The sequence below is a fragment of the Actinomadura sp. GC306 genome, assembly GCF_004348665.1.
Lineage (GTDB): Bacteria > Actinomycetota > Actinomycetes > Streptosporangiales > Streptosporangiaceae > Spirillospora.
On the sequence record NZ_SMKM01000068.1, the window covers coordinates 1 to 26,321 of the forward strand.

Consider the following 26,321-nt stretch of genomic DNA (forward strand, 5'->3'; position numbering starts at 1 on the left):
CGGGCGGGTCGTGCGACCTCCGCTCGCTGCGTTCGCTCCGGCCGCACGACCCGCGGGGTGATCACCCAGGTCGGCGCGCATCTGAACGGGTGATCATGCAGGTCAGCGCGCATGTGGGCGCGCGATCATGCGGTTCGGATGGATGGAGGAAGACGGCGGGTAATCTCCGGCGGCACGGGCGTTGTCGGAGTGGGCCGGCACAGAGGAGAGTGGAGTGATGGGACCGCTCGCTGGGTTGGAGGGGCGGCTTACGGCGCTGCTCGGGAGTGAGAGCGTCATCACCGATCCGGTGCGGCTGCGTACCTACGAGTGCGACGGGCTGATGAACCACCGGGCCACGCCTGCGATCGTGGTGCTGCCCGAAGACGCCGAGCAGGTCGCGGCGATCGTGCGGGAGTGCGTGGCGGCCGGGGTTCCGTACGTTGCGCGGGGATCGGGGACCGGGTTGTCCGGCGGGGCGCTGCCGCGGGCCGACGGGGTTCTGATCGTCACGTCCCGGATGCGGAGGATCCTGGAGATCGACATCCCGGGGCAGCGGGCCGTGGTGGAGCCCGGGGTGATCAATCTGGACGTGACGCGGGCCGTCCGGGAGCACGGGTACTACTTCGCGCCCGACCCGTCCAGCCAGCAGATCTGCTCGGTCGGCGGGAACGTCGCTGAGAACTCCGGTGGTGCGCACTGCCTGAAGTACGGGTTCACCGCGCATCATGTGCTCGCCTGCGAGATCGTCACCCCGGACGGTGAGCTTGTCGAGCTGTCGGCGGACGGGCCGGGCTACGACCTGCTGGGCGTGTTCGTCGGCGCGGAGGGCACGATCGGGATCACCACCAAGATCACGGTGCGGCTGACGCGGGTCCCCGAGACCGTGCAGACGCTGCTGGCGGCGTTCGACTCGATCGAGGCGGGCGGGACGGCGGTTTCGGCGATCATCGCGGCGGGCGTCGTGCCGGCGGCGATCGAGATGATGGACGCGCTGTCGATCGAGGCGGCGGAGGCCGCCGTGCGCTGTGACTACCCGCCGGGCGCCGGCGCGGTCCTGATCGTGGAGCTGGACGGCCCCGAACCGGAGGTCGCGGCCCAGTTCGCCGAGGTGCGGCGGCTGTGCGAGGACGCGGGCGCCTTCGAGATCCGCGTCGCCGCCGACGACGCGGAGCGGGCGCTGATCTGGAAGGGGCGCAAGTCCGCGTTCGCCGCGGTCGGGCGCATCAGCCCCGCCTACATCGTGCAGGACGGCGTCATCCCCCGGACGGCACTGCCGCAGGTGCTGGCGCGCATCGACGCGCTGTCGGCGGAGTCGGGCGTGCGGGTCGCGAACGTGTTCCACGCGGGTGACGGCAACCTGCATCCGCTGGTGCTGTTCGACGACGCGGAGGAGGGCGCCGAGGCGCGCGCCGAAGAGGTGTCGGGCGCGATCCTCGACCTGTGCATCGAGCACGGCGGGTCCATCACCGGGGAGCACGGCGTGGGAGTCGACAAGTCGCGCTACATGCCGCGCATGTTCACCGACACCGACCTCGACACCATGCAGATGGTCCGCTGCGGCTTCGACCCCCGGAACCTGTGCAACCCGGGCAAGGTGTTCCCCACGCCGCGCCTGTGCGGTGAAGTCCCCGGCGTGCGCAAGGGGCCCCATCCGTTCGAGGGAAAGGCGGACCTCTTCTGATGCAGCCCCTCGACGCCCTGGCGAAGGTGTGCGGTGACGTGCGCCCCGGTGAGCCGGCGGACGGCGTGCTCGGTGTCGAGCCCTCTGTGGTCGCCGCCCCGAAGAGCGTGGCCGAGGCCGCCGACGTCATGCGCGTGGCCGCTGAGGGGGGTTTGGCCGTTGTCCCGCGCGGCGCCGAAACCCGCCTCGATTGGGGAATGCCACCCGAGCGGTGCGATCTGCTCGTCGACACCCACCGGCTCGACCGGCTCATCGAGCACACCGAGGGCGACCTGGTCGCGAAGGCGGAGGCAGGGCTGCCGCTGGAGCAGCTCGGCGCGAAGCTCGCCGAGGGCGGGCAGCGGCTCGCGCTCGATGCGCCCCTGCCCGGTTCCACGGTCGGCGGGACGATCGCCACGGGCGCGGCCGGCCCGTTCCGCACGCTGTACGGGACGCCGCGCAACCTGATCATCGGGCTCACGGTCGTCCGGGCGGACGGCAAGGTCGCGCGGTCGGGCGGCAAGGTCGTCAAGAACGTCGCGGGGTACGACCTCGGCCGGCTCTTCTCCGGCTCGTACGGAACTCTGGGTCTGATCGTCGAGGCCACGTTCCGGCTCCATCCGCTTTCGGCGGCCGATGCCTATGTGACGTGTTCTGTGAGTGATCCCGATGAGGCGCATGAGGCCGTGCAGAGCATCCTTCACTCGCCTGTGGCTCCGAGTGCTGTGGAGTACATCAACCCTGGGATGGTCGCCGTCCACCTGGAGGGCATCCCGGAGGGTGTGGAGACGCGTGCCCATCAGACCAAGGAGCTCCTCGGTGAGCGCGCGGGGATTTCCGAGGTCGCACCGGACGGCTGGGGGCGGTACCCGGACGGCACCACCCTCATCGGCCTGAGCGCACCGCCGCCTGCTCTGCGTGACCTTCTTGCGCTGCTCGGTTCCAAGGCGGCTGTTACGTGGAGTGGGAGCGGCCACGGCTATGTGGGGCTCCCCGCCGGTATGGCCCCTGGTGAGGTCGCCGCCACCCTGGAGCGTCTCAGGGATGTTCTGACCAGGTACCGTGGCAATGCCGTCGTCCACTACGCCCCCCAAGAGGTGCGCGACGAGATCGACGTGTGGGGCCCGGTTCCGGCACTCGCGTTGATGCGGCGTGTGAAAGACCAGTTCGACCCGGATCATCGGCTGTCCCCCGGCCGTTTCGTTGGAGGCATCTGATGAGCGCCCACGACGACCTGCCGAAACTGCTCGATGACTGCGTGCACTGCGGTTTCTGCCTGCCGACGTGTCCCACCTACGTCCTATGGGGCGAGGAGATGGACTCCCCCAGGGGCCGCATCCACCTCATGCAGCAGCACGCCGACGGCGAACCCCTCAGCGGGCCGATGGTCGAGCACTTCGACGCATGCCTCGGCTGCATGGCCTGCGTGACGTCATGCCCGTCCGGCGTGCAGTACGACCGGCTCATCGAGATGACCCGGGCCGACGTCGAGCGTGAGCACGAGCGTCCGCTCAAGGAGAAGGCCGTGCGGGAGATGGTCTTCCAGCTGTTCCCGTACGGGCGCAGGCTCCGTGCGCTGCGCGGGCCGCTGCGCGCGTACCAGAAATCGGGGCTGGAGCGGCTCGTCCGGCGCAGCGGTGTTCTGGAGCGCATCTCGCCGTCCATCGCCGCGATGGAGCGGCTCACTCCGCCGCTCGGCAAGGCCCAGCGGCTGCCCGAGCGGGTCGCCGCCCGCGGCGAGCGACGCGCCACGGTCGGGATGCTGACCGGGTGCGTGCAGGGCGAGTTCTTCCCCGGCGTCAACGCCGCCACCGCCCGCGTCCTGGCCCTCGAAGGCTGCGATGTGGTCATCCCCAAGGCCCAGGGGTGCTGCGGAGCGCTGTCCCTGCACTCCGGCCGCGAGGACGAGGCCCGCGCCTTCGCCCGCAAGACGATCGAGACGTTCGAGTCCGTCGACGTCGTCGTGGTGAACTCCGCGGGCTGCGGGTCGGCGATGAAGGACTACCGCGCGCTGCTCGCCGGCGACCCCGGCTGGGCGCGGCGGGCCGACGCGGTGTCGGCCAGGACCCGCGATCTCGCCGAGTTCCTCGTGGAGCTCGGCCCCCGCGCGAAGCGGAGGCCACTTCCGGTCACGGTCGCCTACCACGACGCGTGCCACCTCGCCCATGCGCAGGGCGTGCGCAGCCAGCCACGGGCGCTGCTGGAGGGGATTCCGGAGCTCACCGTCCGGGAGATCGCCGAACCCGACATCTGCTGCGGCTCCGCGGGAACCTATAACCTTTTCCAGCCTGCGGCCGCCGGTGAACTCGGCGACCGCAAGGCGGTGAACGTGGACGCCACGGGAGCCGAACTACTGGTCGCAGCCAACCCCGGCTGCTCCATGCAGATCGCCACCGCGCTGCGCCGGCGCGGCGCCGGCATCGCGATCGCGCATACCGCGCAGGTGCTGGACGCCTCCCTCAGGGGACTCGGCCGCGACGCCGTCGTCGCACGCCGTTCGTGACCCTGTGACCAGGACCGCCGCCGATTCAGGCGTCGGGTATCGTGTCCGACTGCTCGAACGGGATACGCGACCGAGCCTGGAGTGGGCCCTAGGGAGCACGCAGAACCATGGCCAACGACTACCCCCCTTACCGAACGCACCGCCGGAGGAAGAAGACCAGGGCCGGGCGGCTCGGGCTGGCCGGTGCCCTCACCGGCGCGCTGGGCATCGCCGCGGTGGCCGTCACGATCGTGATCCTGCGGCCGGACGGCGGCGCCGGCGGTGCGGCCCCGACGGCTCCGGCCGGCCAGGGCGGCGCCGACGCGGGGCCGTCGGTGCCGTCGCCGCGGGCGGGCCCGCCGCTCAACTTCACGACGCCCGAGGGCTACGGCTACAGCCTCGCCGCCGTCGAGGCCGGGACGGACCCCGCGCCCCTGGGCGAGCCCAAGGCCCCGCCGCCGGGGACGACGTACGCCTACGCGGACTACCTCCTCACCAACAACCAGCGGCGGCCCGTCCTGCTGGACTACCCCGCCGACCTGTTCATGCCGAAGTCGCAGGTCCCGGCCTCCGCGCGGGAGCGGTGCATGCCGCAGGCGGGCGTCCCCGACGACATGTGCACGCTCCCCAACCGGAGCGAGGTCACCGCCCGGGTCGACGGAGCGGAGCCGCCGATCGACGAGAACGGCACCACGATGATGCCGGCGGGCGCCACGTACCTGGTGCGGATCGCGTCCGAACTCCCCGTCAAGGACGGCGTCTCCCCCGGCGACCTGGGGCTGTTCGTGTGGAACGCCCGGTACACGAGCGACCTGACGGGCATCGAGCTCGCCTTCCCCAACGCGGCGGGCTAGGGCCGCTTCGTGAACCCGATGTCCTGGTAGTCGGGGTCGTGGAAGCCGCAGGCACCGAGGTTCGCCAGGTCCGCGCGCGCGGCGACGAGCTGGGGACGCTGATACAGCGGCAGGACCGACGCCTGCCGCCAGATCAGCCGGTCGGCCTCGTTCACGAGGGCGTGGACCTTCGCCGGGTCGACCTCTGCGATGGCGCCGTCCAGGGTCGTGTCGATGGCCTCGCTGCCGACGCGGGAGTAGTTCTGCTGGACGCGGTCACCCTGCGGCCGCGCGAAGACCGATTTCATCGTCGACACCGTGTACGGCGTGCCCAGCCATGAGAAGGGGACGATGTCGAACCTTCCCGGTGTCACGTGGCGGGCGAAGACGTCGTCGGCGGGTACGGGCTCGATGTCGACCCGGACGCCGATGCGCCCGAGCATGGCCCGCGTCAGCTCGCCTTCGCGCTTGCTGATCGGGACGCCGGCAGGGACGACGAAGCGCAGCGCGAGCGTCCGGCCGCCCTTGGCCCGGTACTCGCCGCGCAGGTGCCAGCCCGCCTCGTCCAGGAGCCGCCCGGCGCGGTCCGGGTCGTGGACGCCGAACTCCTCGGAGTTGTCGGCGTAGCCGTCCTGGGTGGCGACGTAGAAGTGGTTGCCGAGCGTCCGCGGCGGGACGCCGAGCCCGGACAGGTCGGAACGGGCGATGGCGCGCCGGTCGATGCCGAGCATGACGGCCCGCCGCACCCGCACGTCGGACAGGACGGGCGACGCGGCGTTCAGCGTGAAGTGCCGCCAGTCCGGCCCGGCCGCCCTGCGCACGGCGGCGCCGCGGACGCCCTGAACCCGCCGCAGCGCGCCCGCGTCCAGGCCGATGTCCATCAGGTCGATCTCGCCGTTGGCGAACGCGCCGGGCGTCGCGGACGGGTCCATCGCGCGGTAGACGATGCGGTCGAGCTTCGCCCGCGGACCCCACCAGGCGGGGTCCCGGACCAGGGTGACGGTCTTGCCGGTCCGGTCGATCTCCTGGACCCGGAACGGCCCTGCCGTGACGGGCAGCCGGTTCCGCCAGCCGCCGTTGAACCGGCCCGGCGTGGCGTACGCGGCGGCCGGATAGAGCGGGCTGAACAGGCCGCGCCAGTCGGCGTACGTCCGGGCGAAGGTCACCTTGACCTCGTGTTCGTCCGCGCCTCGTTCGATGCGCCTGATGCGGCGGTAGCCGGTGACGGTGGAGACCTCGTAGCGCGCGTCGCGGCCGGACAGCGCCCGTGCCTGGGCGACGAAGTCGGCGCGGCCGATGGGGCGGCCGTCCGACCACCGGGCGCGCGGGTTGAGCCGGTAGGTGACGGTCTGGCCGCGTCCGGTGCGCCGCAGCGTGGCCGACCGCAGGTACTCGGGGACGGGCCGCGGCACGGCCTTCTCGTCAGCGCGCATCAGGTGGGGCAAGACGCCCTGGACGACGCGCTCCACGGCCCCCGTGGTGCCGTTGACGTGGTGGAAGTTCCATTGGGCCGGGAACTCGGGCAGGGGCCAGCGAAGGGTTCCGCCATCCGCCACCTGTTCGCGGGGGACGGGGTTGACGTCGAAGGCGGGCAGTCGCTCCGCGGCGGTCGGCTCCGAACCGGTGCACCCGGCCCCGGACAGCAACACGACGCTTAGGAGCACCGCACCGGATATCCGTGTCGGTGTGTGTCGCCGTCCTTTGCGTGGGGGTGGTGACAGGCGACCATGTGGCCGGCCTGGACGGGACGGGACTCGGGTTCGTGTTCCTCGCACAGGACTCCCTCGGCAGCGGTAAGCGTGGCGTAGCGCGGGCAACGGGAACGGAAGCGGCACCCAGCGGGCGGGGACGCAGGGTCGGGCGGATCTCCTCGCAGAACGATGCGGGGACGGCGCCGCTCAAGGTGCGGGTCCGCCACGGGAACGGCGTCCAGGAGAGCGCGCGTGTACGGGTGTGCAGGAGCGCCGCAGACGTCGTCCACCGGCCCGGCCTCAACGATGCGGCCCGCGTACATGACGGCGATCCGATCGGCCAGGCGGTGGACGACATCGATGTCATGGGTGACGAGCAGGCAGGCCATACCGAGTCGCTCACGAAGGCGCTCCAGCACGGCAATGACGTCGGCTCGGGCAGTGACGTCCAGGGCCGCTACAGGTTCGTCCAGGAGAAGTAGCCGTGGTTCCAAGGCCAGTGCTCTGGCGATGCCTACCCGTTGTCTCTGCCCACCCGAGAGAGCGTGGGGGTAGCGGTCGGCATGCGCAGGGTCCAAGCCCACCAGCTCGATCAGTTCCCTGACCCGTGCCTTGGCCCGCGGCTTCGGCACCCCGTGCGCGGTCAGCGGCTCGGCGAGGATGGCGGCCACGCGCATCCGCGGGTTCAGCGACGCGAACGGGTCTTGGAACACCACCTGGACATCGCGTCGCAGAGCCTTCCGGTCACCGGCGCGTAGGGTCGCCGTGTCCCGGCCGAAGAGGGAGATGCCTCCGCCCTGGGGGCGCGCCAGGCGGAGTATCTCCATCAGGGCCGTGGTCTTGCCGCATCCCGACTCACCGACCAGCGCAAGGGTCTCGCCCTCACGGATGGTGAAGCCGATGCCGTCCACGGCGCGCACCGGCTCGCCGCGCCGTAACCCGAGCGGTCCTTTGCGCAGGACGTGGTGCCGGACGAGTGCGTCCACCTCCAGCACGGCGGTGCGCCCGCCCGTATGCGTCGGCGACCTCCAGGCCGGGGCGACCGATCGCAGCAGCTCCCTCGTGTACGGCGTACCGGGCCGGTGCAGCACCCGCTCGACCGGCCCCGCCTCGACGGCGCGTCCTTCCTGCAGCACCATGACGCGGTCGGCGAAGCCGGCGACGACGCCCGGATCATGTGTGATCAGCACGATCGCGGCGCCGGTGGCCTCCCGCGCGACGCGCAACACGTCCAGCACCTGCGCCTGGACGGTGGCGTCGAGCGCGGTCGTCGGCTCGTCCGCGACGATCACGGCCGGGTCGTTGGCGATCGCCGTGGCGATCATCACCCGCTGCCGCATGCCGCCGGACAGCTCGTGCGGGTAGGCGCGGACGCGGCGTGCCGCACTGGGGATGCCGACCAGATCGAGCAACTCGACGGCCCGTGCCCGCGCCGCGGCGCGCGAGACACGCGAGTGGACCCGCACGGTTTCGGCGATCTGGTCGCCCACCGTGCGGACCGGCGTGAGCGCCGACAGCGGATCCTGGAAGATCATGGCCAGGTCCTTGCCGCGCACCTTCGACAGCTCCGCGTCGGACCGCCCGAGCAGTTCCGTCCCGCGCAGCCGCACCGAGCCCGTCACGCGGGCGTCGTCCGGCAGCAGGCCCATCACGGCCAGCGCGAGCGCGGTCTTGCCGGACCCCGAAGCACCGACGACGCCGAGCACCTCCCCGGCCCCGGCCGCGAGGCTGACGTTCCGCACGGCACGCACGCCGGACGCGTACCGAACCGCCAGATCCGTGACGTGCAGGACGGTCAACGCGCGTCCCGGACCGGGCCGGCGGTGGGGTCGAACGCGTCCCGCAGCCCGTCGCCCAGCAGGTTCACCGCGAGGACGACGAGGACGAGCAGGCCCGCGGCGAACGCGAACGGCCACGGGTGGGCGGCGGCGGTTCCCTGCCCGTCGGCGATCAGCGTGCCGAGCGACACGTCCGGCGGCCGCACCCCGAACCCGAGGTAGGACAGCCCGCTCTCCGCGACGATCGCGACGCCGACGTTGAGGCTCGCGTCCACGGCCAGCAGCGACGCCAGGTGCGGCAGGACGTGCCGGACGACCACCCGCGGCGCGCCCACCCCGAGGTACCGGGCGGCGAGCACGTGCTCGCTCCGCCGCAGCGAGACCGTCATCGCCCGCACCGCCCGCGCCGTGACCATCCACATGAGGGCGGCCAGCACCGCCATGAGCACCGGCAGGCCGCCCGGCAGGCGGGGCGCCAGCACGGCCGCGACGAGGAAGGCCGGCAGGACCAGCAGCAGGTCGGCGCCCCACATGAGGACGCGGTCCAGCCGCCCGCCCGCGTACCCGGCGGCGGCACCGATGACGGCGGCGAGCCCGGTCGCGGCGGCGGCGACGAAGAGGCCGGCGAGCAGCGACGTCCGCGCACCGCGCAGGGTCAGGGCGAAGACGTCCCGCCCGCTCTGCGTCGTGCCCAGCCAGTGCCGCGCGGACGGCCCTTCGTGTAAGGCCGTGAGATCGGTGTCGTCCCATCCAGACGGCGACACGAGCGGCCCCAGGAACACCAGCGTGCACAGCAGCGCGAGCAGAAGGAACCCCGCGGCGGCCCTGCGGCTCGTCCGCGCGCATCCGCCGGTCACGCCGCCTCCCGGACGCGCGGGTCGAGGACGCCGTGCAGGACGTCCGAGACCAGCCCCGCGAGCAGCACTCCGCACACGGCGACGCACCCGATCGCGGCGACCACGTTGACGTCGCCGCGCGTGACGGAGCCGGCGAGCCACTCCCCCATCCCGTGCCGCCCGAAGATCTCCTCGGTGAACACGGCGCCGAGGACCAGCAGGCCGGAAGCGTAGGCGACGTAGGCCGTCATCGGGACGAGCGCCGTCCGCAGCCCGTGCCGCAGCAGCGCGCGCCGCCGCCGCAGCCCCCGGGCGCGGGCGGTGCGCACGAAGTCGGCGTGCACCACGTCCAGCATGAGGCCGCGCTGGTAGCGGCAGTAGACGCCCAGTTGCGCGAGCGCGATCGTGGCGGTCGGCAGGATCAGGTGGCGTGTCCGGTCGGCGAGGCCGGCCGCTCCGCCCGGCGCCCCGGGCGTGGCCTCACCGACCCACACGAAGAGCCGTACGCCCAGCGCGTCGTTCGCCCTGGTCGCGAGCATCTGCAGCAGGACCGCGAGGACGAACACGGGAACGGCCGGCAGCAGGCACGCCCCGAACGTCACGAGCCGGTCGGCCGTGCGGCCGCGTCGCACGGTCGCGCAGGCGCCGAGCAGCAGGCCGCCGACGCAGCCCAGGACGGCGCCCGGGAGCACGAGCCGCAGGCTGACGCCGAGCCGCCGCCACAACTCGGCGTTGACCGGTTCGCCGTCCCACGTGCGGCCGAAGTCGCCGTGCAGGACGCCGCCGGCCCAGGTGAGGTAGCGGTCGTGCAGGGGCGTCCGGTCGTTGAGGTTCAGGGCCGTGAGCCGGGCGTCGACGACGGCGTCGGGCGGACGGGGCGTGCGGTCCTCGTAGGCGGCGCGGGGATCGAGCGCGGCGGCGGCGAGCAGGTAGGCGAGGCTCACGCCCAGGACGGCGAGCACCAGGTGGTCCACCAGCCGGCGCAGCAGGAACGCCGCCATCTCCCCCTCCGGGCCGCCCGACGATGCGCACAGGATGCTACTGCCCGATTACGCATGGCGTCGGGAAAAGCTCGGAGTTACCCCTCGATATCAGGTGAGGGCGGGATCGGAGCGGCCCGCGGAGAGTATGTTGACTCGACCGGCCTGACCCGGCCGGTCGGCGCGGGGCGGCCGGGTGCGCGACCCGTTTCGGTCCTCCGGCGCCGGCGGCGATCCGAACCCGCCCCTGTGAAGGGCTCAGAGCCGCCGCCCGCACCGCGGTGCCGGACCCGGCGGGCGGTGCGGCGCATGCCGTCCGGCACCTCCCACCGGACGACCATGACCTGCACCTTCGGTTCTCTCCGCCGAGGTCCGCGGTTACCATCGCGGCACGCGCCACCGCGCCGCGACGGAGCAAGTGTGGGGGGAGGGAGGTCCCGGTGTCCTGAGGCGGACGCCCCGATGTCTGCAGGACAGCGGACCAGTCGCTTTAAAATTCCATTACTTTCGGTCTGGGGTGGGCATGGACGAGACGGTGAGAAGGAACCGCGGCGCCGGGCGCTTCGCCGTCGCCGTCGCGGTCGGCGCCGTCCTTCTCGTCGCCGCGTCGCTGGTCATCGGCGCTCTGCTCCCCGCCGACCTGCGCATGGTCTGGTGGCACCCGGAGATCCTCGTCGCGACGGCCTGGACGCCGGTGGCCGCCGTCCTGCTGCGGCACCGGCCGGGGCTGAAGGTCGGCTGGCTCATGCTCGGGGCGGGTTTCAGCGCGGCCGTATACGTCCTGTCGCTCAATCTGGCCCCGTGGTCCGACATCCACGACTTGCCCGGAACCGGCTTCCTGACCTGGCTCGGCACGTGGTTGTGGGCCGTTGACACCTACGCCCTTACGCTCGTCCTCCCGCTGATCTTCCCGGACGGCCGGCTGGTGTCGCGCTGGTTCCGCCCGGTGCTCGCGCTCGCCTTCCTCATCCCCGTGGTCGTCTGCGTCCACCTGACGATCGACCCGGACGTGCGCGAGTGGCACAACGGGGTCTCGGTCTATCCGTTCGGTGACATCCCGCTGCCCATCAGCGTGCTCATCCTCGGCACGCTGGCGGCGGCGCTCTGCTCGATCCTGGTGCGGTTCGTCAAGTCGCCCCCGGACGTCCGGCGGCAGATCGCCTGGGTCGTCTACCCCGGGCTCGTCGCCATCGCGGTGATCTACGCGGGCGAGAACACGGTGATCGGCGACCCGGTCCGCAACATCACGATCGTCGCCGTGCCCGTCTGCGTCGCCATCGCGATCACCCGCTACCGGCTCTACGACATCGACCTCGTGATCAGCCGCACGCTGGTGTACGCGGGCCTCCTCGCCCTCGTCACCGGCCTGTACTTCGCGTTCGTCGGCGGCGCGAGCCTGCTCGCGCACGGCGAGGGGACGATCTCCGGGCTGGCCGCGGCGATCATCGCGGGCGCGGTGTTCGAGCCCGTCCGGCGCCGCCTGCAGCGCACGGTGGACGGGTTCATCCACGGCGAGCGGGACCCGTACCGCCTCGCCGACCGCCTCAACCGGCGGCTGCAGACCGCCGCCGACCCGCCCGCCGCGCTCGCGGTGGCCGCGGAGGTGGCCCGCTCCGCCCTGCACGCCACCGGCGTCACGATCGAGGTGCTGGACCGCGACGGCCGCACGATCTCCGCCGAGGACGGCGACCTCGGCGACCGGCCGCAGCTCATCCCGCTGGTGTGGCACGGGGAGCCGGTCGGCCGGCTGCTGTTCGGCGTCACCCGCTCGCCGGACGCGCGGCTGTCGACCATCCTCGCCCGCAACCTCGCCGAGCTGGCGAACGCGGTCCGGCTCGCCGCGGACGTCCAGCGCTCCCGGGAGCACATCCTCCGCACCCGCGAGGAGGAGCGGCGGCGGCTGCGGCGCGACCTGCACGACGGCCTCGGGCCGACGCTCGCCAGCCTCGCGATGACGGTCGACGCCGCGCGCATCACGCTGAAGACCGACCCCGCGGCGGTGGACGCCCTGCTGGAGGAGCTCCGCGCGACGATGGGCAGCACCATCGGCGACATCAGGGAACTCGTGTACGGGCTGCGCCCGCCCGCGCTGGACGACCTCGGGCTGGAGGGCGCGATCCAGGCGCTCGGCGGGGTCGTCGCCACGGGCGACGGCCCGAAGGTGGACGTCCAGGTCGAGGGCGATCTCGACGGCCTGCCCGCCGCCGCCGAGGTGGCCGCGTACCGGATCGTCCAGGAGGCGCTCACCAACGTGCACCGGCACGCCAACGCGTGCTCCGCGGTGGTCCGCCTGCACCTGAACGGCGACCTGCACGTCAGCGTCGACGACGACGGCGTGGGGCTGCCCTCACGGGTGCGCTCCGGCGTCGGCATGTCGTCCATGCGCGAACGCGCGGCCGAGCTCGGCGGTTCCTGTACGGTCGGCCCCGGTCCGAAGGGCGGGACGCTGGTCCGGGCCAAGCTGCCCGTCAACGGCGTCCGCAACTGAGACGTCTCCGCGTTCCCGGTCCCTGGGATTCCCGGGTCGTACGTCCTCCGGCCCGCTCCCGGAGTCTCACCCGGTGGGAGGGCCGGTGACCGCCCCCCGCCAAGAAGGTCGCCACCGGCCCTCAGGCTCCGTACGGTACCGGGGCTCCCATCCCGATCCGTACGGGCCATTCACCAGAGGGTGTGCATGAATAAAAGTATGCGGCCGGGGGTCCCGGCGGTGAGGGACAGTTGTCCCGTTCGTGCCGGGACGAGGGTGGCGGCGGTTGCGGCGCTGGTCGGCGGGGGTGCGCTAGATCCAGCCCGGCCGGGTCTCGCCCTCGGCGACCAGGACCGCCGGGCCGGTGAGGCGGCTCGTCCCGCGCCCGAGCGCCACGGTGACCCGGCCGCCGGGCACGTCCACGGTCCATTCGCCCGGTTCGTCCATCCCCCGGGCGGCGACGGCGGCCACGGCGACCGTCCCGGTCCCGCAGGACCGGGTCTCGCCGGAGCCGCGCTCGTACACCCGCATCTCCAGGTGCCGCTCGCCGACCGCGCGGAAGAACTCGACGTTCACGCCGTCGGGGAAGGCGGCGGGATCGAAGCCGGGCGCCCGCGACAGGTCGAGCGCCGTGAGCGGCCCGTCCACGCGGCAGGCCAGGTGGGGGTTGCCCACGGAGACCCGCTCCCCGTGGAAGACCGCGTCGGCGACGGTGGCCTCGGCGGGGCCGAGGAGGTCGGCCGGGCCCATCTCGACCCCGACGTCCCCGGTCGCGCCGAGCGTCACCCGCCGCAGGCCCGCCCGGGTCGCCACGTCCCACTCGCCGGGCGCGGCGAGGCCGGCGTCGACCAGGTAGCGCGCGAAGACCCGCATCCCGTTGCCGCACATCTCCGCGATGCCGCCGTCGGCGTTGCGGTAGTCCATGAACCACTCCGCGCCCGCGTCGATGCCCGCCTCGACACCCGCGTTCTCGATACCCACGGCCTTCGTGCGGACGACCCGCAGGACGCCGTCGGCGCCGATCCCGGCCCGCCGGTCGCACAGCCGCGCCACCGCCTCCGGCGTGAGGTCCAGGACGCCGTCCGGATCGGGCAGGATCACGAAGTCGTTCTCTGTACCGTGCCCCTTGACAAACCGCATCCCCCGATCCTATTGCGTGCGCGGGAGGGACCGGCCGACCAGCGCGAGCGCGCGGCCGACCAGGTCAGGGGCGTCGTAGGGGAGCCACTGGACGCGCGGGTCCCGGCGGAACCACGACTCCTGCCTGCGTGCGAAGCGCCGCGTCTGCCGGATGGTCTCCTCCCGGGCCTGCTCCTCGGTCCACTCCCCCGACAGGAACCGGAGCACCTGCGCGTAGCCGAGGGCGCGCCCGGCGGTCAGGCCGTCGCGCAGGCCCGCGCGCTCCAGCTCGCGGACCTCGTCGACCAGGCCCGCCTCCCACATCCGGACGACCCGCAGCGCGATGCGCTCGTCCAGTTCCGCGCGCGGGACGCTCAACCCGAGCTGCACGACCGAGTCGTAGCGGTACCGGTGCTCGGGCAGGGTCGCGGTGAACGGGCGTCCCGTGATCTCGATGACCTCCAGGGCGCGGACGATGCGGCGTCCGTTGCTCGGCAGGATCGCGTCCGCGGCGGCCGGGTCCGCCGCGCGGAGGCGCTCGTGCAGCGCCGCGGGCCCGGCGTCCGCCAGTTCCCCCTCCAGCCGCGCCCGGACGTCCGGGTCCGTGCCCGGGAAGTCCATGTGGTCGAGGGCCGCCCGCACGTACAGGCCGGAGCCGCCGACGAGCACGGGCGTCCGGCCCCGCCCCCGGACGTCGGCGACCACGGCGGTGCTGAGCCGCTGGTACTCGGCCACGCTCGCGGTCTCGGTCACGTCCCAGATGCCCAGCAGGTGGTGGGGCACCCCGCGCATCTCGGCGGGCGTGAGCTTGGCCGTCCCGACGTCCATGCCGCGGTAGAGCTGCATCGAGTCGGCGTTGACCGCCTCCCCGTCCAGCCGGAGGGCGAGTTCCACGGCGAGGTCGGACTTCCCGGCGGCGGTCGCGCCGACGACGGCGAGCACATCGGGGACGGCGGGAGACGGCGCCGGGTGCGCGGGCTCGTGCGCATTTCGTGAGGTCACAGGCTTAATTGTGGCAATAGTCGGGGTATGGGCGGGATGTACGGGTGTTCCGCGTCATGCGGGCACCGACGGCAGGACGAGGGACCCGGGGGATATTCGATGTCCATCGTGGACAAGGTGAAGCAGATGCTCGGGCAGCACCCCGACAAGGCCCGCGACGGTGTGGAGCGGGGCGGGGACATGATCGACGAGCACACGGGCGGCAGGTACGCCGACAAGGTCGACCGGATCCAGGACAGGGCCGGCGACTACATCGAAGGCGGCCGGGGGCACGGTGACCACGGCGGTCACGGTGACCACGGCGGTCATGGCGACCACGGAGGTCGCGGCGGCGGGCACGGCGGACCCGGTCAGCAGCCGTGACGCGGGCGTGACCAGGCCGCGACGAAGTAGCCGACACCGTACGGCGCGTCGTCCGCGAGCAGGCCCGCGCTGAAGGCGTCTCCGCCGGCCGCGCCGGCGAGGACCTGCCATGCCGCCCGCCCGGCCACCTGGAGTTCCCGGGACAGCTCCGGATCCAGGGCGGCCAGGGCGGCGGCGTCGCCGGCCGCGAGCGCACGCGCCACGGCTCCGTCGTAGGGGGCCGCGCGCTCGTCGAGGTAACCGGGCGCCTTCTCCGAGCGGCACGCCGTGCCGTCGCCCATCACCAGCAGCGCCACCCGCTCGGACGACTCCGCGAGCCTCCGCCCGAGCGCCAGGCACTCCTCCGGCGGCGCGTCGAACGCGATCGCCTCGTAGCGGGCGACGCCCTCGACGCCCTGCCGGCCCAGCAGCCAGCGACCGATGCCGAGGGACAGCGGGAGAGCCTCCGCATCGTCCTTGGGGGGATCGGGGATCGTCCAGGAGAGCCCGTACGGCCGCAGCGACGCGTACGCGTCCGGGCCGTAGGTGCGGGTCTCCGGGGCGCCGCCGACGACGATCAGCGCGTCCGCCGGCACGTCCGCCCCGGCCAGCCGCCGGACGGCCTCGCCGCACGCGGCGCGCAGCCCGGCCAGCTCCGGCGCCGCCTCCCCCGCCACCGCGGGCACGAGGAGGGGCGGATGCGGGCACACCGCCGCCGCTACGAGCACACTGCCTCCCTCACACCGGCACCCTGACCACCGGCACTCGGCACCTGACACCCGGCCCGCGCGCCACCGGCGGCGCGGGGCCGACCCCCGATCATGCCCGAGTTCAGGAGACGGCGGAGCAGCCCGGCGCGGGCGTGTCGGCCTGCGCCGGACGCCCGATCGACGGCATGCCGAGCGAGACGCCCTGCCGGCCGTCCGCCCCGGCCCGCCGGGCCTCCCACGCGTCGCCCGCGCGCGTCCGGCGGACGGCGGGGGCGGGCTTGTCGGCGACGAGGTGGTGCGGGGCCGCGTAGGTGACCTCCACCGTGACCATGTCGCCGGGGCGGACCGGCTCGTCCGGCACGGCGAAGTGGACCAGCCGGTTGTCGGGCGCCCGGCCGGACAGCCGGCGGGTCGCCTGGTCCTTGCGGCCCTCGCCCTCGGCCACCAGGACCTCCAGGGTCCGGCCGAGCTGCCTCTTGTTCTCCTCCCAGGAGATCTCCTCCTGGAGGGCCACGAGCCGCTCGTACCGCTCCTGGACGACCTCCTTCGGGAGCTGCCCGTCCATGACCGCCGCCGGGGTGCCCGGACGCTTGGAGTACTGGAACGTGAACGCCGACGAGAACCGCGCCTCCCGCACCACGTGCAGGGTCTCCTCGAAGTCGGCCTCGGTCTCCCCCGGGAACCCGACGATGATGTCGGTGGTGATCGCCGCGTCCGGGATCGCGGCCCGGACCCTGTCGATGATGCCGAGGTAGCGCTCCTGCCGGTACGAGCGGCGCATCGCGCGCAGCACCGCGTCCGACCCCGCCTGCAGCGGCATGTGCAGCGACGGCATCACGTTCGGCGTCTCGGCCATGGCGGTGATGACGTCGTCGGTGAAGTCCTTGGGGTGCGGGGAGGTGAACCGGACCCGCTCCAGGCCCGCGACGTCCCCGCAGGCCCGCAGCAGGCCCGCGAAGGCGGACTCCCCGCCCGCCGTCATCGCGCGGACCTCGTCCGGCGCGGCGGCGAGGGCGCCGAAACCGGAGCCGTACGCGTTGACGTTCTGGCCGAGGAGGGTGACCTCCAGGACGCCCTCGGCGACCAGCGCCTCGATCTCGGCGAGGATCTCCCCGGGGCGGCGGTCCTTCTCCTTGCCGCGCAGCGACGGGACGATGCAGAACGTGCAGGTGTTGTTGCAGCCCACGGAGATCGACACCCACGCGGCGTAGGGCGACTCCCGGCGCGTCGGCAGCGTCGAGGGGAAGGTCACCAGCGACTCTTCGATCTCGACCTGCGCCTCGCTCTGCACGCGCGCCCGCTCCAGAAGCGCGGGGAGCGACCCGATGTTGTGGGTGCCGAACACGACGTCCACCCAGGGGGCGCGCTTGACGATGGTGTCGCGGTCCTTCTGCGCGAGGCACCCGCCCACGGCGATCTGCATGCCGGGATGCCCGTCCTTGACCGGCCGCAGATGGCCCAGGTTGCCGTAGAGGCGGTTGTCGGCGTTCTCCCGCACCGCGCAGGTGTTGAACACCACGACGTCCGGCTCGGCGTCGGCCGCGCGGACGTACCCCGCCGCCTCCAGCAGACCGGACAGCCGCTCGGAGTCGTGAACGTTCATCTGGCACCCGTAAGTACGGATCTCGTACGTACGGGGAGCCGTATTCATAGGCGCACTCATGACGGTTACCAAGGGTACGGGCCTTACGCGATATCACCGAACCGGCCGGTGCGACGCGAGCGACCTCCGATGATCACTCTCCGCCACGGGGAACCCCGCGCGACATGGGGATTCGTGATCGTATCGGTACCGCGCGGCAACTTTTGCGCCGTCGGGCATGACGTAAAGTCCGACCGCATGACGGACAGCGAAGGCGGACCCGACCTCACCAAGGACGGGCCTGGGGACTCCACTCCGGAGCCTGCCACCGAGGGTGGCCGGCCCCTTGTGGTGGCCGAGAACGTCAACAAGTACTTCGGGGAGCTGCACGTCCTCAGGGACATCAACCTGACCGTGAACTCCGGAGAGGTCGTCGTCGTCATCGGCCCTTCCGGCGGGGGGAAGTCGACCCTGTGCCGGTCGATCAACAGGCTGGAGCCCATCGACAGCGGGAAGATCCTCGTCGACGGCAGGGAACTGCCGAAAGAGGGAAAGGAGCTCGCGAAGCTCCGCGCCGATGTCGGCATGGTGTTCCAGTCGTTCAACCTCTTCGCCCACAAGACGATTCTCGACAACGTCACGCTCGGGCCGATCAAGGTCCGCAAGCAGGGCAAGCAGGAGTCCGAGAAGCACGCGATGGAGCTGCTGGACCGCGTCGGCATCGCGAACCAGGCGCAGAAGTACCCCGCCCAGCTGTCCGGCGGCCAGCAGCAGCGGGCCGCGATCGCGCGCTCCCTGGCGATGCGGCCGAAGGTGATGCTCTTCGACGAGCCGACCTCGGCGCTCGACCCCGAGATGGTCAACGAGGTCCTCGACGTCATGACCGGCCTGGCCCGCGAGGGCATGACGATGATCGTCGTGACCCACGAGATGGGCTTCGCGCGCCGCGCGGCACAAAAGGTCGTGTTCATGGCGGACGGCCAGATCGTGGAGGAGAACACGCCCAACGAGTTCTTCACCGACGCGCGCACCGACCGCGCGAAGGACTTCCTTTCCAAGATTCTCACCCACTGATCCACTTTTCCCCGATGTATCCACAGATCTGAACTGTTCGGTCCGCAGAGGATGTGAATGGTCCACTGAGCCGCGGGGCTCCGGCAGAGTAGAGGTAGGACGAGAAATGCGAGTACGTCGTTTCGGCGCCCTCATCGGGGCGGGCATGGCATTGTCACTGGCGCTTTCGGCGTGTGGCAGCGACACCGAGAAGACCGAGGCCACGACCGTCCTGCAAAAGGCGCAGGACGAGAAGAAGCTGACCATCGGCATCAAGTACGACCAGCCGGCGCTGGGCCTGAAGAAGCCCGACGGCACCTTCGACGGCTTCGACGTCGACGTCGCCAAGTACATCGCCAAGGAGCTCGGCGTCCCCGAGGACGGCATCACCTTCAAGGAGACGACCTCGGCGAACCGCGAGTCGTTCATCGGCGGCGGCCAGGTCGACCTCGTCATCGCCACCTACTCGATCACCGAGGCGCGCAAGCAGCAGGTGACGTTCGGCGGCCCGTACTACGTGGCCCACCAGGACACGATGGTGAACGCCGACAACAACGACATCAAGAAGACCGCGGACCTCAAGGGCAAGCGGCTGTGCAAGGCGGCCGGGTCCAACTCGTTCCGCCGGATCACCGACCCGCCGCCGGACGGCAAGCTCGACATCGACGGCGTGAAGCTGGTCGACGCGCAGAGCTACTCCGAGTGCGTGAGCAAGCTGAAGTCCGGCGCACTCGACGCGGTCAGCACCGACGACCTGATCCTCGCCGGGTTCGCCAACCAGCAGAAGGGCTCGTTCAAGGTCATCAACGACCCCTTCACCGACGAGAAGTTCGGCGTCGGCATGAAGAAGGGCGACACCGAGACCTGCGAGGCCGTGAACAAGGCCATCAACAAGATGTACTCCGACGGCGCCGCCGGGCAGTACCTCGACAAGCACTTCGCCGGTACCGGGCTGAAGCTCGTCAAGGAGGTCCCGACGATGGAGGGCTGCGCCTGACCGAGGGCGGCGCGCCCGGCCGCGGGCGCCGCTCCTGACCAGGCAGAGCCCGATCGGCCGTGCCGGTGCGTCCCCGGAAGGGCGTGTCCCCCCGGGACGCACCGGCCTGGCCCGAACCCTTGGAACGCCATGGAACAGCTGAGCAATGTTTGACTTCACCCCGTTCTTCGAGAACTCCGGGGAGATCCTCCAGGGATTCTGGGCGACCCTGCGCCTGGCGGCCGCCGCCGCGGTGCTCTCCCTGCTCATCGGCACGATCATGGTGAGCTTCCGGGTCGCGCCCGTCCCCGTCATGCGCAGGTTCGGCACGGGCTACGTCAACATCGTCCGGAACACGCCCCTCACGCTGGTGCTGCTGATGTGCAGCCTCGGGCTCAACGACATCCTCGCGCTGAAGTTCTCCAGCGTCTCCTCGACGACCTACTACTGGTGGGCGGTGGTCGGGCTGTCCGCCTACACCGGCGCGTTCGTGTGCGAGACGCTGCGCTCGGGCATCAACACCATCCCGCTGGGCCAGGCCGAGGCGGCCCGCTCGATCGGGCTGACGTTCACCCAGTCGCTCCGGATGATCATCCTGCCGCAGGCGTTCCGGTCGATCATCGCGCCGATGGGCAGCGTGCTCATCGCGATGATCAAGAACACGACGGTCGCCGCCGCGGCCAGCTACGGTGAGGTCGCGCTGGTGACCAAGACGATCGTCGACAAGCCGACGTTCTCCGACGGCGTGATCCCGCTGTTCCTCGGCGTCGCCATCGGCTTCCTGATCCTCACGCTGCCGACCGGATACTTCTTCGGCTGGCTGGCCAAGCGGATGGCGGTGGCGCGGTGAGCAGGGAAGCGAACGTCCTCTTCGACATCCCCGGCCCGCGGGCGCGCAAGCGCAACAGGCTGCTGAGCGTCCTCGTGTCGGTCGTGCTCCTCGCGATCCTCGGGGCGCTCCTCTGGCGGCTGGAGGACAAGGGCCAGTTCCAGAAGCACCTGTGGACCCCGTTCACCGAGTGGACGGTCTGGCGGCACCTGCTCCTGCCCGGGCTGATGAACACGCTGAAGGCGGCCGCGGTCGCGACCGTGCTGGCGCTGATCTTCGGTGCCGTGTTCGGCCTGGCCCGGCTGTCGGACCACTGGTGGATCCGCCTCCCCGCCGGCGCCGTCGTCGAGTTCTTCCGCGGCATCCCGCTGCTGATCCTGATCTTCCTGGCGTTCTTCGTCCCCAACAAGATCAGCCCGGCGATCGCCGAGTCGCAGTTCGGCCAGCTCCAGCGGATGTCGGTCGACTACTTCTTCTTCATCTTCGGCGTGGAGAGCAACGCCGGCGTCGTCACCGTGCCCGCGTTCGCCGCGGTCGTGTTCGGCCTGGTGATGTACAACGGCGCGGTGCTCGCCGAGATCGTCCGGGCGGGCGTCCTGGCGGTGCCCAAGGGCCAGTCGGAGGCCGCCTACTCGGTCGGCCTGCGCAAGAACGGCGTCATGCGGCTCGTGCTGCTGCCGCAGGCCGTCACCGCGATGATGCCCGCGATCGTCAGCCAGATCGTCGTCCTGCTGAAGGACACCGCGCTCGGGTTCATCATCGCCTACGGCGAGTTCCTCCAGGCCGGCTTCAAGCAGGTGCCCGCGAACTACAGCAACAACGTCCTGCAGGCCGGGATCGTCGTCGCGATCATCTACATCGCGATGAACATGTCGCTGAGCCGCCTCGCGACCTGGCTGGAGGGGCGGAGCCGGCGCAGCCGCAAGACCTCGGCCGAGACCCTCGGCACGTCCGGGCCGCCCCCGGCGCCCGGGATGACGCGCCAGGCCGCCGGCGAGCCCGGGGCCGCCTGACGAGAACACCGGCGCGAGAGCACCCCGGCGCGAGGGCGCCGGCACTTCCCGGGCGGCGCCCTCGACCGTGTTACCGGCGGGTTTGCCGGTGGTCCGCTTGTATCTTTCCGAAGTCAAACGGCCCGTCATCACCCCAACACGTCCCCGTATGCGGGACGATTCCTGGTATGACCGCTCGTGCGACCCTTCCCTATGGCTCATGGCCATCCCCCATCTCCGCGGCCGACGTCGCCCGCGCCCGGCTGCGCCTCAGCTTCCCCAACGTCGAGGGCAGCGACGTGTGGTGGCAGGAGACGCGGCCCGAGGAGGGCGGGCGGACCACGGTCATCCATCTCAAGGGCGGGCACCGCACCGAGCTGCTGCAGGCGCCGTGGGACGCCCGCACCCGCGTCCACGAGTACGGCGGGCGGTCGTACCTGCCGGTCCGCACCGCCGCCGGCCGGTCGATCGTGTTCTCCAACTACGACGACCAGCGGCTGCACCGGCTCGACGAGGGCGACCCGAAGCCGTACCCGCTGACCCCCGAACCGGCCGTCCCGGCGGGGCTGCGCTACGCCGACTACGTGCTGTCCCCCGACGGCACCGAGATCTGGTGCGTGTGCGAGGGCCACATCGCCGCGCCGTCCGCCGAACCTGAGGGCGCGGAGGGGGCCGAGGTCCCCGCGGCCGACGAGCCCGCCCCGGGCATCAGGCGCGCGATCGTCGCCGTCCCCCTCGACGGGAGCGCCGCCGACGACGCCGGCGCGATCCGCGAGCTGGTCACCGGCGCCGACTTCTACGCATCCCCCGCCCCCTCACCCGGCGGCGGCCACCTGGCGTGGGTGCAGTGGAACCACCCGCGGATGCCGTGGGACGGCACCGAGATCCGCGTGGCGGCGATCGAGGACGGCGCCACGGTCGCGCCCCGCACCGTCAAGGGCGGCCTGAAGGAGTCGGCGCTCGCGCCGCTGTGGCGCGACAACGAGTCCCTCTACGTCATCTCCGACTGGCCGGGCTGGTGGAACATCTACCAGGTGGGCCTGCACGGCGAGTCGCCGCAGGCCCTCTACCCGGCCGAGGAGGAGTTCGCGGGCCCGCTGTGGCAGCTCGGCGGCATGCCGTACGCGCTGCTCGGCGACGGGCGCCTCGCCGTCCTGCACGGCGAGGGCGACCTCCGGATCGGCGTCTACGACCCCGAGACGCTGGACCTCGTGGACCTGGAGGTCCCGTACGGGCACTGGCAGCCGCAGCTGTCCGCGGACGGCACCACGATCGTCGGCATCGCCGGCGGCCCCGACCTGCCGACGTCGGTCGTGCGGGTCGACACCACCACCGGCCGCGTCGAGGGGCTGCGCCGCGAACTGGCCGAGCTGCCCGACGTGGCCTACCTGTCGCGGCCGCGCGCCGAACGCCTGGAGGGGCCGTTCGGGCGGCCCGTCCACGCCTACGTCTTCCCGCCCGCCAACCCGCAGGTCGCCGGGCCGGAGGACGAACTGCCGCCGTACGTGGTGTTCGTGCACGGCGGTCCCACGGGCCACGTCTCCACGACCCTCGACCTGGAGCGGGCGTACTTCACCAGCCGCGGCATCGGCGTCATCGACGTCAACTACGGCGGCTCGACCGGCTACGGCCGCGCCTACCGCGAGCGGCTGCGCCGCCAGTGGGGCGTCGTGGACGTCGAGGACGTCGTCGCCGCCGCGCAGGCCCTCGTCGACGGCGGCATCGCCGACCCCGCGCGGCTCGCGATCCGCGGCGGCTCCGCCGGCGGCTGGACGACGCTCGCCACCGTCACCGGCACGGACGTGTTCAAGGCCGCGACGTCCTACTTCGGGATCAGCGACCTGCAGAGCTTCGCGGAGGCCACGCACGACTTCGAGTCGCAGTACCTGTTCGGGCTGATCGGGCCGCTGCCCGGGTTCGAGCGCGCCTACGAGGAGCGGTCCCCGCTCGGCCGCGCCGACAAGACCGCCTGCCCCGTCCTGCTGCTGCAGGGCCTCAACGACCCGGTGGTGCCGCCCGACCAGTCGGAGCGCTTCGCGCTGGCGCTGGCGGGCAAGAAGATGCCGTACGCCCACCTCACGTTCGAGGGCGAGTCGCACGGCTTCCGCCGGGCGGAGACCGTCATCCGCTGCCTGGAGGCCGAGCTGGCGTTCTACGGACAGACCCTCGGCTTCGAGCCCCGCGGCGTGCGACCGATCCAGCTGACGGTCGGCTGAGACCCGCCCGTCCGCCTCCGCGCCGGCGGACGGGCCCCGGCCGGCGAAAGGTCAGCGCGCGAACTCGGTGGCGCGCGACTCCCGCACGACGGTGACGCGGATCTGCCCCGGGTAGGTCAGCTCGTCCTCGACCTGCTTGGCGATGTCGCGGGCGATGACCTGGGCCTGGATGTCGTCGACGGCGTCGGGCTTGACCATCACGCGGATCTCCCGGCCGGCCTGCATCGCGAAGACCTTCTCCACGCCGGGGTGCTTGTCGCGGGCGATCTCCTCCAGCCGCTCCAGCCGCTTGACGTACGCCTCCAGCGACTCCCTGCGCGCCCCGGGGCGGCTGCCGCTGACGGCGTCGGCGGCCTGCGTCAGCACCGCCTCCACCGTGCGGACCTCGACCTCGTTGTGGTGCGCCTCGATGGCGTGGACGACGTCCTCGGGCTCGCCGTACCGCCGGGCGATCTCCGCGCCGATCAGCGCGTGGCTGCCCTCGACCTCGTGGGTCAGCGCCTTGCCGATGTCGTGCAGCAGCGTGCCGCGCTTGGCGATGTCCACCGGGAGCCGCAGCTCACTCGCCATGATGCCCGCGATGTGCGCGGACTCGATCAGGTGCTTCAGCACGTTCTGCCCGTAGGACGTCCGGTACCGCAGCTGGCCGAGCAGCGCGATGAGCTCCGGGTGCATGTCGGCGATGCCGACCTCCACCAGCGCGTCCTCCCCCGCGCGCACGCACAGCTGCTCCACGTCGCTCTTGCTGCGCTCGTAGATCTCCTCGATGCGCTGCGGGTGGATCCGCCCGTCGAGGACGAGCTTCTCCAGCGTCAGCCGCCCCACCTCGCGCCGCACCGGGTCGAAGCAACTCAGCAGCACCGCCTCGGGCGTGTCGTCGATGATCAGGTTGACGCCGGTGGTGGTCTCGAACGCGCGGATGTTGCGGCCCTCGCGGCCGATGATGCGGCCCTTCATCTCGTCGCTCGGCAGGTGCAGCACCGACACGACCGACTCGGCCGTCTGCTCGCTGGCGACCCGCTGGATCGCCAGCGTCACGATCTTCCGGGCGCGCTTGTCGCCCTCGGCGCGCGCCGCGTTCTCGATCTCCCGGGTGATCGGGATGGCCTCCCGCTTGGCCTGGTTCTCGATCGCCGCGACGAGCTCCGCCCTGGCCTGCTCCGCGGTGAGGCCCGCCGTGCGCTCCAGCACCTTGCGGCGCTCCTCCGCGACCCCGTCGAGTTCCCTTTCGCGGACTTCGAGGGCCCGTTTCGTCTCGGCGAGCCGCCCCTGCCACTCCTCCAGGCGCCGCAGCTCCCCGTCCAGCCGCTGCTCCCGCTCCGCGAGCCGCGCCTCACGACGCTCCAGATCCTCCCGGACGTTCCGCAGGTCATCGCGGAGGGCCTGCCCCTCCTCCTCGGCCTTCACCCGCGCGTCGGACGCGATGCGCTGCGCGTCGCGCTCAGCGCCCCCCAGGACATCCTCGGCGTCCCGCTTGGCCTTGGACCGGATCTCGTCGGCCTCGCTCTGCGCACGCGCCAGCTCCGCCGCCGCCTTCCCCGACACGCCCGGACGCCATAGGACGACGATCACGAGAGCCGCCAGGGCCACCAGCAGTGCTGCACCCAGCAGGACGCTCTCCATGAGGTCGATCCTTCCTCGCCGCGGGCCCGTCAGGAGTCCGGACCCTGCCTAGCGAGGATTTACCCGCGCTCATCGGACGGCCGGATGCACGAGACCGCCGGGCAGCGCGCGACGCGCCCCCGGAAGGTTCGGCCGTATCCGGTCGACGAACGTGTCCTGTATGCCTCTCAGCTGCTGGAACGTGCTCGGTCGTATGGCAATCCGCGAGACGCGGAGTAACTCCTCACTGCCGTAACGGTAAGCGGCCAAGAGGTAATGAGCAAGCGGCGTTGGCTTGCATTGCCCTTGGCGGTCAGGGTCGCTCAGTCTAGGGAGGGTGGGAGGTCTTCCAGGTCCGTGCCTTCTTCGGCCAGGGCCTCTTTGACTACGCGGTAGGCGAGGGCGGAGGGGTAGCCCTTGCGGGCGAGCATGCCCACCAGGCGGCGCATGCGCTTGTCCGCGGGTACGGATCTCGTGGACGGGAGCTTGCGGGCCACGAGGGCGCGGGCGGTCGCTTCCTCGCGGTCAGGGTCCAAGGCCTCCACGGCGTCGTTGACGGTGTCGTTCGCCACGCCGCGGCGGCGGAGTTCGTGGGCGAGGGCCTGCCTGGCGAGGCCGCGGCCGGTGTGGCGGGACTGGACCCATGCCTTCGCGAACGCCTCGTCGTCGATGAGGCCGACGTCGGTGAAGCGGGCGAGGACCCGTTCCGCCACGTCGTCGGGGACTTCCTTGCGGCGCAGGGCATCGGCGAGCTGCGATCGGGTGCGCGGCGACCGGGACAGCATCCGCAGGCAGATCTCACGCGCGGCCCCCTCGGGGTCGGTCCCGAGCCCTGCCGACGCCTTCTTCTTTCCCGTCCGGCCTCGCCCGGCGCCGGAGCTCCGGAAACCGCTGTTCTCGGCGTCATTCATCGGCGTTCCCCCTCACGACCTCCCGGCCGGTATCGCTTGCGTGCGGAGCCTGCCGCGAATATCCGCGACCCGGTGACGTCCGGGCCGTCGGCCGCCTTCGGGGGTGGGGTGGGCCGTTGAGCGGCGGCGCCGGTGGGGAAGGTCCGCGCACCTGTGGTGCGGTGCCGGATGAGGCGCCGCCGCCCTGCATAGGAGATCATCGCCCACTCTTCGTCAAGAGTCACCCTTATCGCGGGATTCCCGGTCAGGAATCACCCGGCTTGGCCTTGGCCGTGCGC

General features: G+C 72.0%; 21 protein-coding genes. 11 read left to right on the forward strand and 10 right to left on the reverse strand.

Going from position 1 to position 26,321, the window contains the following annotated elements; translation table 11 throughout:
* Positions 1-217: 217 nt before the first annotated feature.
* From E1200_RS12635 to E1200_RS12650, 4 genes are all read left to right on the forward strand, one after another.
* Complete coding sequence (locus tag E1200_RS12635) at positions 218-1,663, forward strand: FAD-linked oxidase C-terminal domain-containing protein (RefSeq protein WP_131952052.1); 1,446 nt, start codon at positions 218-220, stop codon at positions 1,661-1,663.
* Positions 1,663-2,859, forward strand: coding sequence for an FAD-binding oxidoreductase (locus E1200_RS12640; protein ID WP_131952053.1), 1,197 nt, complete (start codon positions 1,663-1,665; stop codon positions 2,857-2,859). Before E1200_RS12635 ends, E1200_RS12640 begins: the two co-directional genes overlap by 1 nt.
* On the forward strand, positions 2,859-4,145 hold the full coding sequence (locus tag E1200_RS12645; protein ID WP_131952054.1) for a heterodisulfide reductase-related iron-sulfur binding cluster: 1,287 nt from the start codon (positions 2,859-2,861) through the stop codon (positions 4,143-4,145). The genes E1200_RS12640 and E1200_RS12645 overlap by 1 nt, the downstream gene beginning before the upstream one ends.
* A 107-nt stretch (positions 4,146-4,252) precedes the next feature.
* Positions 4,253-4,978 carry a hypothetical protein gene (locus E1200_RS12650; protein WP_131952055.1) on the forward strand — a complete coding sequence of 242 codons (726 nt, stop codon included), beginning with the start codon at positions 4,253-4,255 and terminating at the stop codon, positions 4,976-4,978.
* On the opposite strand, the gene E1200_RS12655 is transcribed toward E1200_RS12650, so the two are convergent.
* The 4 genes from E1200_RS12655 to E1200_RS12670 are packed head-to-tail and all read right to left on the reverse strand — an operon-like array spanning position 4,975 to position 10,263.
* Positions 4,975-6,606 carry an ABC transporter family substrate-binding protein gene (locus E1200_RS12655; protein WP_243708516.1) on the reverse strand — a complete coding sequence of 544 codons (1,632 nt, stop codon included), beginning with the start codon at positions 6,604-6,606 and terminating at the stop codon, positions 4,975-4,977. The two genes, E1200_RS12650 and E1200_RS12655, sit on opposite strands and share 4 nt — an antisense overlap.
* A 5-nt stretch (positions 6,607-6,611) precedes the next feature.
* A complete protein-coding gene (locus E1200_RS12660) occupies positions 6,612-8,447 on the reverse strand; it encodes an ABC transporter ATP-binding protein (RefSeq protein WP_131952056.1) in 1,836 nt (611 codons plus the stop codon).
* Positions 8,444-9,283 (reverse strand): ABC transporter permease, encoded by an 840-nt coding sequence (locus E1200_RS34360; protein WP_131952057.1) that lies wholly within the window; start codon positions 9,281-9,283, stop codon positions 8,444-8,446. Before E1200_RS34360 ends, E1200_RS12660 begins: the two co-directional genes overlap by 4 nt.
* On the reverse strand, positions 9,280-10,263 hold the full coding sequence (locus E1200_RS12670) for an ABC transporter permease (protein ID WP_131952058.1): 984 nt from the start codon (positions 10,261-10,263) through the stop codon (positions 9,280-9,282). Before E1200_RS12670 ends, E1200_RS34360 begins: the two co-directional genes overlap by 4 nt.
* 514 nt (positions 10,264-10,777) lie before the next feature.
* Between E1200_RS12670 and E1200_RS12675 the strand changes: the two genes are divergently transcribed.
* Positions 10,778-12,730 carry a sensor histidine kinase gene (locus E1200_RS12675; protein ID WP_243708517.1) on the forward strand — a complete coding sequence of 651 codons (1,953 nt, stop codon included), beginning with the start codon at positions 10,778-10,780 and terminating at the stop codon, positions 12,728-12,730.
* A 291-nt stretch (positions 12,731-13,021) separates the two neighbouring features.
* Here E1200_RS12675 and dapF read toward each other — a convergent pair whose 3' ends face one another.
* Together dapF and miaA are read right to left on the reverse strand one after the other, a co-directional pair.
* Positions 13,022-13,849 carry a diaminopimelate epimerase gene (gene dapF, locus E1200_RS12680; protein WP_131952060.1) on the reverse strand — a complete coding sequence of 276 codons (828 nt, stop codon included), beginning with the start codon at positions 13,847-13,849 and terminating at the stop codon, positions 13,022-13,024.
* Between the two features lie 9 nt (positions 13,850-13,858).
* Positions 13,859-14,770 carry a tRNA (adenosine(37)-N6)-dimethylallyltransferase MiaA gene (gene miaA / locus E1200_RS12685; protein ID WP_131952072.1) on the reverse strand — a complete coding sequence of 304 codons (912 nt, stop codon included), beginning with the start codon at positions 14,768-14,770 and terminating at the stop codon, positions 13,859-13,861.
* A gap of 159 nt (positions 14,771-14,929) precedes the next feature.
* Here miaA and E1200_RS12690 point away from each other — a divergent pair, with 159 nt between their 5' ends.
* Entirely contained in the window at positions 14,930-15,193 is a 264-nt protein-coding gene (locus E1200_RS12690; RefSeq protein ID WP_131952061.1) for an antitoxin, read from the forward strand.
* On the opposite strand, the gene E1200_RS12695 is transcribed toward E1200_RS12690, so the two are convergent.
* Positions 15,181-15,900, reverse strand: a complete 720-nt coding sequence (locus E1200_RS12695) for a class III extradiol dioxygenase subunit B-like domain-containing protein (RefSeq protein ID WP_131952062.1) — start codon at positions 15,898-15,900, stop codon at positions 15,181-15,183. The two genes, E1200_RS12690 and E1200_RS12695, sit on opposite strands and share 13 nt — an antisense overlap.
* Positions 15,901-16,003: 103 nt before the next feature.
* Positions 16,004-17,545: a tRNA (N6-isopentenyl adenosine(37)-C2)-methylthiotransferase MiaB gene (gene miaB, locus E1200_RS12700; protein ID WP_131952063.1), complete on the reverse strand. Its 1,542-nt coding sequence runs from the start codon at positions 17,543-17,545 to the stop codon at positions 16,004-16,006.
* A 177-nt stretch (positions 17,546-17,722) separates the two neighbouring features.
* Here miaB and E1200_RS12705 point away from each other — a divergent pair, with 177 nt between their 5' ends.
* From E1200_RS12705 to E1200_RS12725, 5 genes are all read left to right on the forward strand, one after another.
* Complete coding sequence (locus E1200_RS12705) at positions 17,723-18,538, forward strand: amino acid ABC transporter ATP-binding protein (protein ID WP_131952064.1); 816 nt, start codon at positions 17,723-17,725, stop codon at positions 18,536-18,538.
* A gap of 106 nt (positions 18,539-18,644) precedes the next feature.
* Entirely contained in the window at positions 18,645-19,514 is an 870-nt protein-coding gene (locus tag E1200_RS12710) for a glutamate ABC transporter substrate-binding protein (protein WP_131952065.1), read from the forward strand.
* A 145-nt stretch (positions 19,515-19,659) separates the two neighbouring features.
* Positions 19,660-20,343 carry an amino acid ABC transporter permease gene (locus E1200_RS12715; RefSeq protein ID WP_131952066.1) on the forward strand — a complete coding sequence of 228 codons (684 nt, stop codon included), beginning with the start codon at positions 19,660-19,662 and terminating at the stop codon, positions 20,341-20,343.
* On the forward strand, positions 20,340-21,335 hold the full coding sequence (locus tag E1200_RS12720) for an amino acid ABC transporter permease (RefSeq protein WP_131952067.1): 996 nt from the start codon (positions 20,340-20,342) through the stop codon (positions 21,333-21,335). Before E1200_RS12715 ends, E1200_RS12720 begins: the two co-directional genes overlap by 4 nt.
* Before the next feature lie 167 nt (positions 21,336-21,502).
* A complete protein-coding gene (locus E1200_RS12725; protein ID WP_131952068.1) occupies positions 21,503-23,530 on the forward strand; it encodes a prolyl oligopeptidase family serine peptidase in 2,028 nt (675 codons plus the stop codon).
* A 51-nt stretch (positions 23,531-23,581) separates the two neighbouring features.
* Here E1200_RS12725 and rny read toward each other — a convergent pair whose 3' ends face one another.
* Together rny and E1200_RS12735 are read right to left on the reverse strand one after the other, a co-directional pair.
* The gene (gene rny, locus E1200_RS12730) at positions 23,582-25,153 is read right to left on the reverse strand and encodes a ribonuclease Y (RefSeq protein WP_131952069.1); all 1,572 of its coding nucleotides are present in this window, start codon (positions 25,151-25,153) and stop codon (positions 23,582-23,584) included.
* A gap of 302 nt (positions 25,154-25,455) precedes the next feature.
* Complete coding sequence (locus tag E1200_RS12735; RefSeq protein ID WP_131952070.1) at positions 25,456-26,043, reverse strand: regulatory protein RecX; 588 nt, start codon at positions 26,041-26,043, stop codon at positions 25,456-25,458.
* Positions 26,044-26,321 lie beyond the last annotated feature (278 nt).

What these genes read in the sequence shown, in the direction of transcription:
- E1200_RS12635 (WP_131952052.1), top strand. Translation starts at nt 218, where the DNA reads ATGGGACCGCTCGCTGGGTTGGAGGGGCGGCTTACGGCGCTGCTCGGG.
- E1200_RS12640 (WP_131952053.1), top strand. Translation starts at nt 1,663, where the DNA reads ATGCAGCCCCTCGACGCCCTGGCGAAGGTGTGCGGTGACGTGCGCCCC.
- E1200_RS12645 (WP_131952054.1), top strand. Translation starts at nt 2,859, where the DNA reads ATGAGCGCCCACGACGACCTGCCGAAACTGCTCGATGACTGCGTGCAC.
- E1200_RS12650 (WP_131952055.1), top strand. Translation starts at nt 4,253, where the DNA reads ATGGCCAACGACTACCCCCCTTACCGAACGCACCGCCGGAGGAAGAAG.
- E1200_RS12670 (WP_131952058.1), bottom strand. Translation starts at nt 10,263, where the DNA reads ATGGCGGCGTTCCTGCTGCGCCGGCTGGTGGACCACCTGGTGCTCGCC.
- dapF (WP_131952060.1), bottom strand. Translation starts at nt 13,849, where the DNA reads ATGCGGTTTGTCAAGGGGCACGGTACAGAGAACGACTTCGTGATCCTG.
- E1200_RS12690 (WP_131952061.1), top strand. Translation starts at nt 14,930, where the DNA reads ATGTCCATCGTGGACAAGGTGAAGCAGATGCTCGGGCAGCACCCCGAC.
- miaB (WP_131952063.1), bottom strand. Translation starts at nt 17,545, where the DNA reads ATGAGTGCGCCTATGAATACGGCTCCCCGTACGTACGAGATCCGTACT.
- E1200_RS12705 (WP_131952064.1), top strand. Translation starts at nt 17,723, where the DNA reads ATGACGGACAGCGAAGGCGGACCCGACCTCACCAAGGACGGGCCTGGG.
- E1200_RS12710 (WP_131952065.1), top strand. Translation starts at nt 18,645, where the DNA reads ATGCGAGTACGTCGTTTCGGCGCCCTCATCGGGGCGGGCATGGCATTG.
- E1200_RS12715 (WP_131952066.1), top strand. Translation starts at nt 19,660, where the DNA reads ATGTTTGACTTCACCCCGTTCTTCGAGAACTCCGGGGAGATCCTCCAG.
- E1200_RS12725 (WP_131952068.1), top strand. Translation starts at nt 21,503, where the DNA reads ATGACCGCTCGTGCGACCCTTCCCTATGGCTCATGGCCATCCCCCATC.
- rny (WP_131952069.1), bottom strand. Translation starts at nt 25,153, where the DNA reads ATGGAGAGCGTCCTGCTGGGTGCAGCACTGCTGGTGGCCCTGGCGGCT.
- E1200_RS12735 (WP_131952070.1), bottom strand. Translation starts at nt 26,043, where the DNA reads ATGAATGACGCCGAGAACAGCGGTTTCCGGAGCTCCGGCGCCGGGCGA.